Annotated in this window: 15 protein-coding genes; 8 read left to right on the top strand and 7 right to left on the bottom strand. The window is 35.6% G+C overall.

Annotation, left to right across the window (positions count from 1 at the left end):
• Positions 1 to 2: 2 nt before the first annotated feature.
• The 7 genes from EZV73_RS08060 to EZV73_RS08030 form a co-directional block, all read right to left on the bottom strand.
• On the bottom strand, positions 3 to 1580 hold the full coding sequence (locus tag EZV73_RS08060; protein ID WP_240839747.1) for an FAD-binding protein: 1578 nt from the start codon (positions 1578 to 1580) through the stop codon (positions 3 to 5).
• Positions 1564 to 2544, bottom strand: coding sequence for an SGNH/GDSL hydrolase family protein (locus tag EZV73_RS08055; RefSeq protein ID WP_240839746.1), 981 nt, complete (start codon positions 2542 to 2544; stop codon positions 1564 to 1566). Before EZV73_RS08055 ends, EZV73_RS08060 begins: the two co-directional genes overlap by 17 nt.
• Entirely contained in the window at positions 2522 to 3346 is an 825-nt protein-coding gene (locus tag EZV73_RS08050) for a GTP-binding protein (RefSeq protein ID WP_240839745.1), read from the bottom strand. Before EZV73_RS08050 ends, EZV73_RS08055 begins: the two co-directional genes overlap by 23 nt.
• Positions 3339 to 4292: an alpha/beta fold hydrolase gene (locus EZV73_RS08045; protein WP_240839744.1), complete on the bottom strand. Its 954-nt coding sequence runs from the start codon at positions 4290 to 4292 to the stop codon at positions 3339 to 3341. The genes EZV73_RS08050 and EZV73_RS08045 overlap by 8 nt, the downstream gene beginning before the upstream one ends.
• A 119-nt stretch (positions 4293 to 4411) precedes the next feature.
• The gene (locus EZV73_RS08040; RefSeq protein WP_240839743.1) at positions 4412 to 5230 is read right to left on the bottom strand and encodes a carbohydrate ABC transporter permease; all 819 of its coding nucleotides are present in this window, start codon (positions 5228 to 5230) and stop codon (positions 4412 to 4414) included.
• Positions 5231 to 5238: 8 nt separating this feature from the next.
• Positions 5239 to 6135 (bottom strand): carbohydrate ABC transporter permease, encoded by an 897-nt coding sequence (locus tag EZV73_RS08035; RefSeq protein ID WP_240839742.1) that lies wholly within the window; start codon positions 6133 to 6135, stop codon positions 5239 to 5241.
• A 50-nt stretch (positions 6136 to 6185) separates the two neighbouring features.
• On the bottom strand, positions 6186 to 7481 hold the full coding sequence (locus EZV73_RS08030) for an ABC transporter substrate-binding protein (RefSeq protein WP_240839741.1): 1296 nt from the start codon (positions 7479 to 7481) through the stop codon (positions 6186 to 6188).
• Positions 7482 to 7751: 270 nt separating this feature from the next.
• On the opposite strand from EZV73_RS08030, the gene EZV73_RS08025 reads away from it, so the two are divergent.
• From EZV73_RS08025 to EZV73_RS08000, 8 genes are all read left to right on the top strand, one after another.
• Entirely contained in the window at positions 7752 to 8222 is a 471-nt protein-coding gene (locus tag EZV73_RS08025) for a MarR family winged helix-turn-helix transcriptional regulator (RefSeq protein ID WP_240839740.1), read from the top strand.
• Between the two features lie 77 nt (positions 8223 to 8299).
• Complete coding sequence (locus EZV73_RS08020) at positions 8300 to 9265, top strand: permease (protein ID WP_240839739.1); 966 nt, start codon at positions 8300 to 8302, stop codon at positions 9263 to 9265.
• 10 nt (positions 9266 to 9275) lie between these two features.
• Positions 9276 to 9410, top strand: coding sequence for a hypothetical protein (locus EZV73_RS28635; RefSeq protein WP_255813012.1), 135 nt, complete (start codon positions 9276 to 9278; stop codon positions 9408 to 9410).
• A gap of 45 nt (positions 9411 to 9455) precedes the next feature.
• Positions 9456 to 9587, top strand: coding sequence for a hypothetical protein (locus tag EZV73_RS28630; protein ID WP_255813010.1), 132 nt, complete (start codon positions 9456 to 9458; stop codon positions 9585 to 9587).
• A gap of 97 nt (positions 9588 to 9684) precedes the next feature.
• A complete protein-coding gene (locus EZV73_RS08015; protein ID WP_240839738.1) occupies positions 9685 to 10053 on the top strand; it encodes a helix-turn-helix transcriptional regulator in 369 nt (122 codons plus the stop codon).
• A gap of 131 nt (positions 10054 to 10184) precedes the next feature.
• Positions 10185 to 11393, top strand: coding sequence for an aminotransferase class V-fold PLP-dependent enzyme (locus EZV73_RS08010; protein WP_240839737.1), 1209 nt, complete (start codon positions 10185 to 10187; stop codon positions 11391 to 11393).
• 4 nt (positions 11394 to 11397) lie between these two features.
• Positions 11398 to 12141, top strand: a complete 744-nt coding sequence (locus EZV73_RS08005) for a sulfite exporter TauE/SafE family protein (protein WP_240839736.1) — start codon at positions 11398 to 11400, stop codon at positions 12139 to 12141.
• A gap of 38 nt (positions 12142 to 12179) precedes the next feature.
• Complete coding sequence (locus EZV73_RS08000; RefSeq protein ID WP_240839735.1) at positions 12180 to 13661, top strand: Na+/H+ antiporter NhaC family protein; 1482 nt, start codon at positions 12180 to 12182, stop codon at positions 13659 to 13661.
• Positions 13662 to 13878 lie beyond the last annotated feature (217 nt).

Here is a 13878-nt window from a genome sequence, read left to right as displayed (position 1 = left end):
AATCAATCCACTTTCATACCCGATGTAATGATATAATCATAGTCCTTTGACTTTGAAGGATAATCCAATCTAAAGTGAGATCCGCGCGATTCTTTTCTTTCAATCATACTCAACAAGATGACTTTTGAAAGTGTAACAGCATGAGAAATGATGCTGGCTCTTTTTATATCACTGGCTCTTTCTTTCTTCATTTCTTTTTCCATCAAAAGGATTTCATCATAAGCATATCTTAGACCTTCTTCAGTTCTGATGACGCTGGCGTGGTCATACATAAGTTCTTGAATTCTTGATAAGATATCATAAGGTAAATGACGATCATCATAAAATGAATATGATAAATTATCAATTTCAAAAGATTGACTTGGAACAGTTTTCGCATAGATACCGGCATTTTTTCCTGCGATTTTTCCAAATACCAAGGCATTGGCTGTTGATAGACCACCAATACGATCTGCTCCATGCATACCACCAGTTACTTCACCAGCTGCATAAATACCTTTTAATGATGTTTTAGCATCCTCATCAATCTTTATACCCCCATTGGCTGCATGCATAAAAGGTAAAATAAAAATTTGCTCATCAGGGCTGATATTCTTATTTTCTTTGAGCCATTTAAAGTAATCACGAATCATCACTCCCTCGGCATCCATATCATTGGTCTTATAGACCATTCGGACACACTGGTCTTTATTAGAAGAAAGATAGGCTTTAAACAGTTCAATATCAAAAGACTTTGATTCCAGTCTTGTTGTGAAAGGGCCATGTCCTGAACGTTCTTCTATAATGTCTTTTTTTACTTCTATCTCTTGGTTGTTTTCATCAATAAAAGTAGCCAACTTAAAAGCTCTTTCGTTGACAATGGTCTTATAAGCAGGAGAAACAAAACCAGGGATAAACTGCATAAACTCCATGTTAATAAGTTTACAACCCAGTTTATAAGCCAGAGCCTGGCCTGCGCCTGTAATGTCTGAAGTATTGAGTCTATGTTTGTAAAGGCCACCAAAACCACCTGTGGCAAATACAAGCGCTTTTGTTGTAATGGCAATCAGATGATTATTTTGAATGGCATACACAATATAAGAATCAGCATTTTTTTCTACATGAATGACTTCTGTATCCTCTTCTTTTCTAATCTCTTGTCTTTTTATTTCTCTAAGAAAAGCAGGCTTAGCAGTTTCAAACAAATAGCCATACCAATTTCTATGTTTATTATCAAAACAAGGGATCAATGTCTGATCCTTGGTGTTTTCAGGTCTCTTAAATGTAACACCTATATCTTCAAGACCTTTAATATCACTACTGATATTTTCTATCAGTTTTTCACTTAATCTTCTATCATTCATCTTACAGGCGACTTTAGTGATGGTATCAACAAAGTGTTTTTCATCATCCTTGTCTGCTGGTGCTACCATTCCAAGTCCCCAAGTTCCAGGATAAAAACTGGATCCAGAACAGATTTTTTTAGATGAAACCAGCATAACATCTACATCTGCTTTACTGGCTTCTATAGCTGCATTGATACCTGCTAGGCCGGCGCCAACTACAAGAACATCAGTTGTTAAGTTAGTTTTGATTTTCATCTTTTTCTCCTATGATTTTACTAAGATTTTGTGCGATTTCAATCATGCCCATATTACCTGGGTGTAGTAAATCAGAACTGAGTCCTGAAGTGGACAACAGATCCGTTCCATCTATATAATGAACATTGTCATATTGATGGGCAAGTGTTTTTAGCGTTCTTCTATAAGCTTCAACACTCGTTACAGGCCAAGCATTGTCTTTGATAATGCCATGATCATAATAAGACTTAATGATACTGATGCAATAGATATCTACATGCGGCTTTTGAATTCTAACCTGGTCCAGTAAATACTTGCTTCTTCTAAAAAATTCATCTTCATCATAACCCAAGTTAAACATATTGACAGATAAACACAAGACAAGACTATCATAGTCTAACCTTGCAATTGTTTCTGCCATTTCAGGTTCAATAAGCGCTGTACCTGCAAGCCCCAAATTGATGACATCTTGTTTTAAAAAACGTCCTGTCAATTTAGGATAGGTCAAACTTGGATCTAAAGCATACTTACCATGTGTAATAGAAGTTCCATAAAAGAGGAGGGTCTTGTCTGGTTGTTCACCATGTTTAGGTTTTCTGACAGAACCACTAATACCTTCTATATTAAATATGCCGCCAAAGAGCATGATTCTTACAAGTCTAGGATGAAAAGAAGAGTCATAGTCTTGTAAATCATCCAAGTATTTAGGCATGTTTATTTGAATCTTATAAGTTCCTTCTACCCTATGTATGGATTCTTGAAAATCACCTAAATAAACAACCGCCATAGCCTGACTACTCGATAGGGTAATTTCAACAGTATCTTTTTCCATATAAAACCTTATTTCATTACCTGCTGGCATCAATAACATGTCCTGTGTCTCTTTAGTCATTTTTAGCCTATCTTCTTCATTTAATCTCTGAAGTCTGCCATCCTTATAAACCAATCCTTTTAAAGAAACGTTATCCATTAAATAAGTCATCATCCAAATCCCATCCTATTACACTGAGTTTATTATCCTTAACATCTGATTCATATATATCAAACTCGCCTGATACATATTGAATTTCATAACCTGATAAATAGCCCTTGATCCTAATAACTTGATCATTTAATCTTATAGATAATAACCTTTCCTTTATGTCTTCTAATGTATAGTCACCATTTAACTCATAGGTTTTAGTAGAAGCATCAGGGTGTACATGATGGTTCATTTCAAAGAAAGGTTTTCTTCTACTAGCTGTCAAGAGATCATAAGAGAGTTCATCTTGAACAAATACTGCATCAGGATTTAATAAGCCAATATGCTTTGATACCTCTTCTACTGATTCATCGATTCTATTGAGTACAATGGTATCTGCATAGGCAATTTGGTTTTCAACAAACAACTTAAACTTATCTATAAACTTAAAGTACATGCCTACATTGACAAGTGTTATGACAGACTCTAATACATATGTAGACTTCAACTCATTAAAGACTGACTTAATTTCTGACATTGTAAATATGCCTGATGGTTCTACCAGTATGCGGTCATAAGATGCTTTTGACAATTGATTTAGGGTCTCTATAAAATCCATCTTGTTACTGCAGCAAATGCAACCATAGTTCAAGCCTTTAACGGTCAGACCCTTTTTTGAAAGTTTTTCTGTATCGATTGCCACATCGCCATAATCATTTTCTACGATGGCCACTTTTTCCTTTTCAAGAAGTTCATCTAATAACTTGTTGATCAGTGTAGTTTTACCAGCTCCCAAAAACCCAGTAATTACATTTATCTTAATCATCTAGAGCCTCCATAAAGAATTGAAGCCTTAAATCTAAAAGATCTTTTAATTTCTCATGACCGTAATCAGGATACACTTCTAGCTTCTTATCAGTCTTTATCTTGTTAAAAGCTGCAAACTGTGTGGATGGTGGACAAACATCATCTATTAGTCCTGTGAATAACTGAGCCTTACCTTTTATGTTACCCACAAAGTTTTGCACATCTATACAAGATAGAGTTTCAAAGAAGTCATCTTCATTTTCATGTCTTGGATCAAAACGTCTAAAATGTTCACCTAAACCTTTATAGGCAAAAGTGTCTAACTTTAAAGACCAAACTCTTTTATAATCACATAAAAATGGATAAGCAACAGATACTCTTTTTATAGGAAACAAGGATGCACAAACAAGTGCTAAAGCGCCACCTTGACTGTCTCCAAATGCAGAGATATTACTTTCATCAACATCCTCCAAATTAGAAACGACTTGTGCTAGGACTAAGGTATCTAAAAATACCTTTACGTAATAAAGATGGTCTCTTCCCTCATGAGCACCTCTTATAACATGACCATATAGGGTTCTTTCACAATCAACTTGATCACTTGACTCTCCCCCCTGACCTCTACAGTCCATGGCCGCAATTGTAAATCCACATGCAGCGTAGTGAATAAGTTCTGACCATTCTCCAGAATAACCAGCATAACCATGAAATTTCAGTAATGCTGGGCTTTGACCTAGTTTATTTGGAATTACCAGCTTTGAATGTATTTTCACATCATCATGTGAATTAAAATACAAGTCATAACATGTCGCAAAAGGAACTTTAAATTCAGACTCAACCAAGTCAGCATTGTCATATGTAAGTGAACTTACCTTCTCTTTCCAGAATGCGTCAAAATCCTCAGCTTTTGGACTCATACCTGTATAAGCCAATAGTTCATCATATTCTAAATCTATAAATGCCATATACCCTCCTAGAAAATTATTTTCATTTTTATATAATTATACAGAAAACATTCTCCCTTTACTAGACTTTCTTCTTAATAAAAAAGAAACTACGCAATTGTAGTTTCTTTCTAGTATGATTAACCTTTGACTGCCCCCATAGTGATGCCTTGGGTAAAGTTCTTTTGGAAAACGATAAATATAATGATAATAGGGATACAGGCTAGTGTAGCACCTGCCATTAGGACACCATAATTTGTTGAGAACTCCTGTTGCATCAAGGCAACACCAAGTGGCATGGTCAGTTTTTCCTTTTCTACCAACATAACAAGCTGCAAGAAATAATCATTCCAAGATGAAATGAAAGTAAATATGGCAAGAGCACCTATACCTGGCTTAATCAGTGGTAAAACAATCTTTATAAAAATACCAATTTCATTGCAACCATCTATTTTGGCTGCTTCTAAGAGTTCCTTTGGCAACGTTTCTGAAAACTGCTTCATTAAGAATATACCAAAGGGGAAACCAACAGCAGGTAATATACATGCCAACAGGGTATTATGCAAGCCCCATGAGTTGACAATTTGTACAAGTGGTACAAGTATTACCTGCTTTGGTAGTGCCATAGCCGCTATTAAAAGACCAAAGATAAGTTCTTTACCCTTGAAATCTTTTTTTGCAAGAGCATAGCCTGCTAAGGAAGCGGTCACGCAAACAAGAATCATGGTTGACAAGGAAATAATAAATGAATTTCTAAGCCAAACAAAAGCTGGATTCTTAAATAAGCTTATCCAGTTATCAAAGGTTGGATCTAGAGGAAACCACTGTGGTGTTTCTAGTATGGTTACTTCTTGTATTTTAAACGCTCCCGTAATGATCCAGTAAAACGGAAACACAAATATAATTGCCACAAATCCCAATACAATTAGAGATAAGGGCTTTGATAATTTCTTTCTCATGCGTCCTCCTAGTAACTGACTTCTTTTCCGAAGAATTTAAACTGTAATATCGAGAATAAACCTATAAAGAAGGCAAGTACAACACCCATTGCTGCTGCATAACCAAACTGACCTAACTTAAAGGCTTTCTCATAAACCAAGTACATAACAGTTGAGGTCGAGTAATTTGGACCACCTGATGTTAAAAGTTGAATCAATGAAAAGATTTGAAATGAGTTGATTGTAGATATTACTACGATATAAAGAGTTGTTGGCATTAAAAGTGGCCATTTTATATTTCTAAATACTTGCCATGAATTAGCACCATCAACCTTTGCTGCTTCTATGTAACTCTTATCGATATTGCCAAGTGATGCAATATAAAGTATGATGGGCTGACCTACTGATGTTGTTAGTAAAACAGCTATGATACAGAATATAGCAAACTTAGAATCTCCCAGCCAGATGATGTTATCATCAATGATGCCTAAAGTCTTTAATATATAATTAAGAACACCACTGTAAGGGTCATATATCCAGCGCCAAACAACTGTAACTGCTACTGAACCTGTAACAACAGGTAGATAAAAGACCGCTCTGAAAAAAGATCGTGTGCCAGATCTTAATCGATAAATCAATAGGGATACCGATAGAGAAAATACGATGATAAAGGGTACAGCGACCGCTACTATCAACAGGGTATTTTTTAGTGATTTAAGAAATATTTCATCTTGAATCAATGCCTTATAGTTATCCAATCCTATAAAAGTAAACTCTCTCCAAGTATAATTAAAGAAACTGTTGTAGAGTCCCTTGAGGATTGGAAAAAAGACAAAAGTGCCAAAAAAGAGGATAGCAGGCAGTAAAAATGCATATGCCACTAAGTCTTCCTTGTTAAGAATTCGTTTTTTTAATGATTTTTCCATATAAACCTCATTTATGTGCAAAATAAAGTGGCTCGAAAGCCACCTTATCCCTATTTAATTGTTGCATTTGATTTTTCAACAAAGTCGTCTAATGCTTCCTGAGCTTCTTTATCACCATTGATAACAGCTTGTAATGTTGGGAACCAGTAAGTTCTCATTTCAACAAAACCAGGAATTGTGTTGTAGTATGTACTGTAGAAATCACTCATAGAAGAATTGTAATCCATATGAGCACCTTCATAATTTACTTTGATTCTCTTATCTACTGGGAATGAACCTGTAGATTCAATGTTTTTAGCTCCCCACTCAGGATCATTGGCAATGAAGTCAACAAACTTCTTAGATGCTTCAATTTTTGCATCATCACCATTATTTAAGACACATAAACCACCAACTAAGAATTCAAGTTTTGGATCAGCAGAGTTTGGATATGGTAAGAATACTGTTTCAAAATCGTACTTTTCAGCATAAATTTTCTGTAAGCCTGGAGACCATAGTAATGTACCTGCAACTCTACCAGCAACAAACTCATCTATTGCAGTACCCGCATCATAAGCAGAACCATTTTCTAAATAACCTGCTTCAATCATATCTTTCATCCACTGTAATGATTTTGCCCCATTGTCACTGTTTACTGTATAAGCAGTCAAATCATCATTGGTAATCGGAGAATCATAAAGATTTGCAATAAATGCTCTCGTACCTTGGTCACCACCTTGAGAAGATGCAAATACTATTGGACCTCTCTCGCCTGCATCATTTAATGCTTTTAAAAGCGCTTCAAATTCATCTACAGTCCAAGCACGATTGCCTTCAAGATTGACCATATCCATTAAACCAAGTTCTTCTAGCTTCGTCTTGTTAAAAGCCATCATAAATGGTGCATGATGAGTCGGATACATATAGTAATTGTCGCCATCTCTAGATGCTCTTAAAATAGATTCTGAAACATTTGATTTCACACCTTCATCAATCATATCGTTAAGTCTTGCTAAAGCACCATCTTTACCCCAAGATATAATTCTACCTGGTGCATCGTATAAGACGTCTGGCGCTGTACCCGCAGCAATTGCCGTATTGATCTTTTCAGGACCAGATTTAAAGTCAATCATCTGAACATTTACTTTAATACCAGGGTTCTTAGCTTCAAAAGCTGCTACGAGTTGTTCTTCGTATTTACCAGGTTGCTCATCAATAACTGTGTAGTTTGGAAAATTCCAAAAATCAATTTCTACAACACTGGATTCTCCTGAACCAGTATTTGCCTCTTCATCTTTACTTGCACACCCTACAAATAAAGAACACATTAATGTCAACACCAATATCAAACTTATAAACTTCTTCATGACTCCTCCTTCAAAATAGACCCCTATTAGATAAATTTGCAATCCGAAAATATTTTTCTAATATTACTTGTATATCGGATTATATATCCACTTTAATCCAAAATTTCGGTTACTGTCAAGAGATTCCAGAAAATTTTATCCATATATTCTCATTCTATAGAAAATTATAACCTTGATGTAATATATAGCTATACATATTATTTGTATAATACAAATTAACGCTTGACATCTTTTTATTTGTATCATACAATTATTTTGAAAGGAGCACTTATGACTAAAAAAATATTTAACGAAGAAGACTATCTTTGCTGTGTCGACGAAGTTGGTGAAACTGTAAAAAGAATTGTCCGCAACTTTCAAATGATGGAGAGAGATCAAATAAAACCCCTCGGTTTTACTACAACGCAGTGCTACTGCATGATAGAACTCTTAAAGAGTCCTCTAACCATGCATGAACTGAGTACTAAGATGAACTTAAACTCTTCTACTATGACACGTATTGTCGATAAACTGGTTAGAGATGACCTTATCATAAGGACCAGAGATGCTTCTGATAGAAGAATTGTTGTAGTAAGTTTATCAGAAAGTGGTCATGATTCAGCTGAAAAAGTACGCGCCAAAATTAATGACTACTACAAGGACATCACCAAACACCTACCTAAAAACAGAGTGGATGAAGTACTAGAGGCCGTTTCTCTTTTAATGGATGCATTTGAAAAGGCAAATCCAAATTGTTGTTAATCCTGCTATGCAGGATTTAAAAATAGATTATATTTGTATTATACAATTAATGTATAGACTAATTATGGAGGTTTAATATGAAATGGATAAGTATTTTAGTTAATTGGTTATTATTTAACCTAATAGGATTGGAAGCGACTTCAGCTTTAGGATCATTTTTAAGCTTTTTTATCACCGCATCCATTGAAATTTTTGGTATGATGACACTCATCACACTATCTATTGGTTTACTTCGAAGCCTAATTGATCCAACTAAAATTAAGAGATTATTATCAAAAACAGGTATAGTGGGCAGTCATGTATTGGCATCTCTTCTTGGTGCGGTTACTCCATTTTGCTCATGTTCATCAGTCCCAATTTTTATAGGCTTTATTGAATCTGGCATCCCCCTAGGTGCGACCTTCTCCTTCTTAATCACATCCCCTATTGTCAACGAGGCTGCCTTAGCATTACTATGGGTTGCCTTTGGTTGGAAGGTGGCTGTAATTTATACACTTACAGGTATATTAATCGGCATCATCGGTGGTTTGGTCATAGAAAAAATGGGACTCGAACACCTATTAGAAGATTATATTCAGTTATCTTCTAAAGAACTGGGTGCCATCAAATTTACAGATATGAAATCAAGGTTTACATTTGCATGGTCTGAAACCAAAGTAATTATTTCAAAGGTCTGGAAATATATCTTTATAGGACTTTTTATCGGAGCATTTATACACGGTTGGACACCAGACCAGTTCTTGGCAACATATGCAGGTCCAAACAATCCATTTGCAGTTATCTTAGGTGTTATCATTGGTGTACCGATCTACACCAGCAATATCATGTTGATACCAATTGTTGAAACACTCATTGGAAAAGGCATGGGCATCGGTACTGCTCTGGCCTTTATGATGGCTGCATCAGCACTGTCACTACCAGAAATGATTATGTTAAGAAAGGTACTAAAAGCAAAGCTTGTCAGAATATTTGTCTTAATAACCAGCTCAAGTATCATACTCGTCGGTTATCTATTCAATATTTTTCTAACAAACATAGTATAAGGAGGTTAATATGTTCATAAAAAAATTAATCAAAACACACAATACAGAATGTCCAGGTTTTGTTTTTGGCGAAAAATGTCCAGCTTATAAACCTAGTAATGGTAGGTGTTGCCTGCCTTACAAGGCCAGTGATGTATGTTGTTAAATCATTTGAACTTAAGTTCAATGAAATAAAAGAAAGGAGAAAAACATGTTTAAAGATCTTAAGGAAAAAATAAAGGAAAATCTTGAGAAAAGCATAATGTGCAATTGTAACGACCAAGAAGAAAAGAAAGATGAAAAAACTTCTGGTTGCTGCGGTTCTGAATCTGATTGCTGTTAATTCATAACATGATGGATATTTCTTTATAATTTGACAATCAACAAACCACTTTGATAAAATTAACGTTAGGATAGTTATCTAACAGGAAGGAATTAAAGTGGACAGACTCACAACAGTATTCAAATTATTATCTGACGAAACACGTCTTAGAATTATTGTATTATTAAAACAAGAACAGCTTAGCGTTTGTGAAATATGTTCTATACTCGATTTGCCCCAACCTAAGGTTTCAAAACATCTCGCTCGCTTACGTGACCTTGGTATGGTGGTTGGAGACCGTGTAGAAAACTTTGTATTCTACTCACCTCGGTTAATGGATCCTCCACTTTGCAACCTAATCGATGATATTATTGCAAATGTAAATGCATATCCAATTCTAGAAAATGATAAACTAAGACTTGAAACAAAATCAGTTCAATTTGATAAGTGTGGTCCTGAAATTGTAAGAGTCAAAAACAATCACTAAACAAAATCCAGTTTTATACTGGGTTTTTCTTTTTTGCAAAATTTCTTGACAATTCAGATAAATCTAGTTATGATATTCTCAAAGTACCAATATGCGCATATGGGTATATAGTTATGAAAGGAGTCAATAATTTGGAACATAAGAAATTAGAATTACTTAGAAAAGAGTTTCCTGCTCTATCTAAAGTCCATTATTTCAATAATGGAACTAACGGGCCACTCCCTCGTATCTCATATGAGGCAATGAAAGAGGAAGCCGATAAGGAATATTATCAAGGCCGCTATTTACCATTCATCAAAGAACTTTATGAGGACATGGATCAAACAAGAAGACTACTTGCAAACATTCTCAAGTGTTCATATGAAGAAGTAGCCCTCACACAAAGCACAACAGAAGCTATCAACATAGTACTTTGGGGGTTCAAGTGGCATCCAGGCGATGAGGTGATTACAACTACGATCGATCATACATCTGTACTTGCTCCTCTCGCTCTTTTAAAGTCAAGACAAGGTATTGCAGTTAAGTACATATCAGTAGAACACAGCGAACGGTATGTAGAGGAGAATTTCTTAAAGGAATTAGAATCTCAGATAACAAATAAAACAAAGCTTATCGTTTTACCTCATGTTTCTTTTGCAACAGGAATGACCTTTCCAATCAAGGAAATCTCTAAAATATGCAGGAAATACGATATACAGCTTTTAGTAGACGGCGCTCAAGGACTCGGTGCTCTTGATACTGATATTTATGATCTTGATGTCGACTACTATGCAATTGCAGGTAGAAAGTGGTTACTAGGGCCAGAAGGCGTTGGCGCTTTATATATCAAAAAAAACAGAATTTCGAATCTAGATCCTACATTTGTTTCTCCTGCTTCTGTTAAGAACAGACACGAAATCGATCTGAATTCACCATTTTACTTACCAGCACCTTTTGCAGCTAGATATCATACTGCAACAGCCATGTATTCACCTATTCTGAAGGGTTTTAAAGCCTCATTGGAATTTATGATTGATGAAGTAGGCATCAACTGGGCTACAGAACGCATTAAGCACTTGTCAGGCTATGTCAGAAGTTTAATTGAAGTTTTCCCAGGCGTTCAGATAGTCACTCCAAAAGGCACAGAAGCAGGATTTATCCACTTTTTGGTTAAGGGTTGGAATCCAGTACAACTAAGTCAAAAGCTAAACGAAAAGAATTTTATGGTCAGACCGGTTCCTAAGCAACATGCACCAGCACCAGTTAGAATCTCACTTGGCTTTTATTTGACTGAAGATGAGTTAAATCAGTTTTCAAAAGCGTTAGAAGAAATTATTGTCAATAAGGTTATGGAAAGGTAATTCGATGGTTATATTTGCAGGTATTATTACTTTTATCTTTACTACACTTCTGACGATTGCTGGCGAAGGTGCAGCTATCATTTTAATTCCAACATACCAAGCGCTAGGGTTTGATATACATGTCGCCATGTCAACTGCACTTCTACTAAACGCACTTGCAATGATAATTGCCAGCATCAGGTATTATAAGCGTAAACTAATTATGTTTAAGATAGCTGTACCAATCATTGTTGTGGCCACTGTGTTTTCACAATTAGGAGCTATGGTTAGTAAAAACCTGTCTTCAACGGTTTTAAACAGTCTGTTTGTATTGTTTTTACTCTATGCATCGTCAAAAATCTTCTTAACAAAGAAAGAAAAATCAGTTCATAAAGAAGCATCTTATAGATTTGGCATTCTAATGGGTGCAATTGCAGGATTCTTGGCTGGACTTTTAGGTATAGGTGGTGGAAATCTTATCTTGCCAGTACTCATCAGCTTAGGATACGATTCAAAAAAAGCATCTGCAACGACAGCATTTATCGTCATCTTTTCATCACTTTCTGGTTTTTTAGGCCATCTAGGTGGTGGCAGTGTAGATACTGGGCTTGTATCTATCACAGCACTCGCAGCACTAGCTGGAGGATTTCTAGGTTCATGGCTTATGACTGAAAAACTAAAATCAAAACAGGTTAAATACCTTGTAGGTTTTGTACTACTTGCTGTAGCAACTAAAAAAGCTATGGGGCTAATAGCTATTTTTATTTAGTATTTGTTTATTATAAGTACATATTTTAAGGGGGAAAAATGAATAAGAATCAAAAGACCATTCAATTCTATGGTACAAAATGGATATCCACACTACCATTTATCGTCTTTGTTGTCACACTTCTAGCTCTAGCTGTTAATAGAGCCAGTTCACAGGATTTATTAATGGGGGTTACCCTTCTTGCAATCTGTGTAACAGCTGTTTTTGCAAAAGACAAACATGAGTTTTGGAACACTTTATATCTAGGTATGACAAAAAAATCTGTAGCTATATTTACACTGATTTTTACTCTGGTAGGTATATTTGCTACACTCCTAAGTGCTGGTAAAGTCGCAGGTGGCATCATCTGGTTGGCATCAATTCTACATATCAAAGGTTCCTTATTTGTCGGCTTTACATTCTTGGCTGCTGCTGTGCTTTCAACAGGTTCAGGTTCATCAATGGCAACTGTATTGACATTAGGACCTGCATTATATCCTGCTGGTATCATATTAGGTGCCAACCCATTTATATTGGCAGGAGCACTCGTAAGTGGTGCAAACTTCGGTGATACCCTAGCACCTGTATCAGATGCTACGATTGCGGCTACAGGTGGTCAATTTTATAAAAAATCTGGCAATCCTGTCGAAATTGGCCAAACCGTTAAAAAGAGGTTTAAATATGCTGTAGTTGCAGGAATCTTAACTTTAGGTATATTTATGCTCATTGGTGGCGGTGGTAGTTATTTAAGTCCGGAACAGGCAAATGCCCTCATTGCAGAACATTCCTACGCAAAGGGTCTATTAATGCTTATTCCTGTACTTATTATTATTTATTTATCGGTAAACGGCAAACCTATCGCTCAGTGTTTATCATATGGTATTTTCGTAGGTGCTGGTATTGCATTAGCATTTGGCTTATTAGTGCCTTCAGACATTGTAGGTTTTGAGCTTGTCAACTCTAAAGTCGTAATTTCTGGTATCATTCCAAAAGGCGTTGTAAAGATGATTAAAATCATCATTATAATGAATTTACTCATGGGATCTGGACAACTCCTCTTAAACTCAGGTGTTATGCATTCAATTATGGAGAAACTCGGCAAATTAACAAAAACACCAAGAAGCGCTGAAATAGTTATGGTGTTATTGTCTTCAACTATGGGTTTATTGGGCGGTTTTTCTGTCATGGGAATTGCAGTAGCGGGACCATTCGTAGATGCCATAGGCAAAGAAAAAAATATTCATCCTTATAGGAGAGCCAATTTCTTAAGTACATGTACAGCCTCAATATGCCACTTTGTACCATGGAGTAGCCAATTGTTTGTTCTCACAGGATTTATTACTTCCATGCAGGGAACATTCCCGTTTATCCCTAACATCGCAACAACAGACTACTTCTTATACTGTATTCATCCATGGTTACTACCTCTTGTAATGCTTGTAGTTGCAATCACAGGTTGGGGACGAATCTTTGAGAAAGAAGATGGTTCGGTTATCAAAGCATATTATTCAAACGACGTACCATTAGACATCGCTCAATAAATAATATATTTGCGAAGTCTAATTGGGATAACCCCATTCAAAGAATCACATTTTGTGGTTCTTTTTTCTATTGAAATCTTTTCATTCTCCTTTGTTAAAAGCTAACAATCACCTTTATAATTTCTAATATCAGGGTTAAACGCAACAAAAAAAGAAACAACCTTTTATCAGTTAGTTTCTTTTCTTGATTTTCTTATAATAATCATATCAAAAGTTT

Origin of the sequence: Acidaminobacter sp. JC074 (genome assembly GCF_022496765.1) — a bacterium.
GTDB lineage: Bacteria > Bacillota > Clostridia > Peptostreptococcales > Acidaminobacteraceae > JABXKX01.
Note: the sequence above shows the minus strand (reverse complement) of the source record. Positions and strands in the feature narration are given on the sequence as shown.

Excerpts from the sequence above, each read along its gene's own strand:
- EZV73_RS08060 (WP_240839747.1), bottom strand. The coding sequence starts at position 1,580 with ATGAAAATCAAAACTAACTTAACAACTGATGTTCTTGTAGTTGGCGCC.
- EZV73_RS08055 (WP_240839746.1), bottom strand. The coding sequence starts at position 2,544 with ATGATGACTTATTTAATGGATAACGTTTCTTTAAAAGGATTGGTTTAT.
- EZV73_RS08050 (WP_240839745.1), bottom strand. The coding sequence starts at position 3,346 with ATGATTAAGATAAATGTAATTACTGGGTTTTTGGGAGCTGGTAAAACT.
- EZV73_RS08045 (WP_240839744.1), bottom strand. The coding sequence starts at position 4,292 with ATGGCATTTATAGATTTAGAATATGATGAACTATTGGCTTATACAGGT.
- EZV73_RS08040 (WP_240839743.1), bottom strand. The coding sequence starts at position 5,230 with ATGAGAAAGAAATTATCAAAGCCCTTATCTCTAATTGTATTGGGATTT.
- EZV73_RS08035 (WP_240839742.1), bottom strand. The coding sequence starts at position 6,135 with ATGGAAAAATCATTAAAAAAACGAATTCTTAACAAGGAAGACTTAGTG.
- EZV73_RS08030 (WP_240839741.1), bottom strand. The coding sequence starts at position 7,481 with ATGAAGAAGTTTATAAGTTTGATATTGGTGTTGACATTAATGTGTTCT.
- EZV73_RS08025 (WP_240839740.1), top strand. The coding sequence starts at position 7,752 with ATGACTAAAAAAATATTTAACGAAGAAGACTATCTTTGCTGTGTCGAC.
- EZV73_RS08020 (WP_240839739.1), top strand. The coding sequence starts at position 8,300 with ATGAAATGGATAAGTATTTTAGTTAATTGGTTATTATTTAACCTAATA.
- EZV73_RS28635 (WP_255813012.1), top strand. The coding sequence starts at position 9,276 with ATGTTCATAAAAAAATTAATCAAAACACACAATACAGAATGTCCAGGT.
- EZV73_RS28630 (WP_255813010.1), top strand. The coding sequence starts at position 9,456 with ATGTTTAAAGATCTTAAGGAAAAAATAAAGGAAAATCTTGAGAAAAGC.
- EZV73_RS08005 (WP_240839736.1), top strand. The coding sequence starts at position 11,398 with ATGGTTATATTTGCAGGTATTATTACTTTTATCTTTACTACACTTCTG.
- EZV73_RS08000 (WP_240839735.1), top strand. The coding sequence starts at position 12,180 with ATGAATAAGAATCAAAAGACCATTCAATTCTATGGTACAAAATGGATA.